General features: G+C 64.3%; 1 protein-coding gene. It reads left to right on the forward strand.

All coding sequences use genetic code 11. The features are described from left to right. Positions 1 to 401: 401 nt before the first annotated feature. Positions 402 to 840 (forward strand): DUF7832 domain-containing protein (locus AC1DYG_RS18625; RefSeq protein ID WP_477641358.1); only part of this gene is annotated, 439 nt, incomplete at its 3' end.

Here is an 840-nt window from a genome sequence, read left to right on the forward strand (position 1 = left end):
GATCAGGGACGCCCTCGGGTAGGGCTTCCCGGACACCGCACGAGAGCGAAGGGAGGGCGTTCGACTTGCCGGTTCGCTCTGGGCTGCATGCGAATCCCTGGGATGACCAGTCGGTAGTCGCACTTGACGATGGCTCCTGATCACCTAAATTTGGATGAGTTCCATGTTGTTGCCGGTCAGGTGCGCGTTCAGGTCTCCGGCGGCCAGACCTCGGCGGAATCGCGGCGTCGGAGGAACATGTCCAGTTCGGCTCCGACGTACTCACGTACGAAGCGCATTCACTCTGGAAGGGCCCCGTTCCAGGTGATCGGACGGCTCCGCATGGCTCCTCTCGAGGAGTTGTGGCGACGATGTCGATCGTGGGGCACTGCAACGCGGGCCGAACCGAAGGAAGCGAATCCGTGACGAAGTACGACGACGCCGCCTGGCATTACGGCGGCGAGTTTCCCGACGATCTGCCGAATGCTGCCGGTGGCACTCACATCGGCATGTTTGCAGCGTGGTGCCTGTTGAGCGGCTTCGCGGGGGAGGACGTCGAGGACGAACTCGAACCGCTCGAGTCGCGGGAGGCGACGCCCGGCGCCTTTYTGATGAAGGTGCTCGACGAGAAGTTCGTCAGCGACGATCTCACCGCCGAYGGCAGCGCCTTCGCCGTCGCGTACTACGCCGGCGAGAAYGACGACTCCCGATTCATCGACGACTACCTCGACGCGTTCGACACCACCGCGGCGGATATCTACCGGGTCGAGGACAGCTGGGAAACGTACGTCGTGATCGCGGACCGGATCGACGCCCGCTTCCGCGACTGGGTGGACGCCGGACGGCCGCGCTACCTCGGCT

This window comes from Pedococcus sp. P1_H8 (assembly GCF_056405175.1).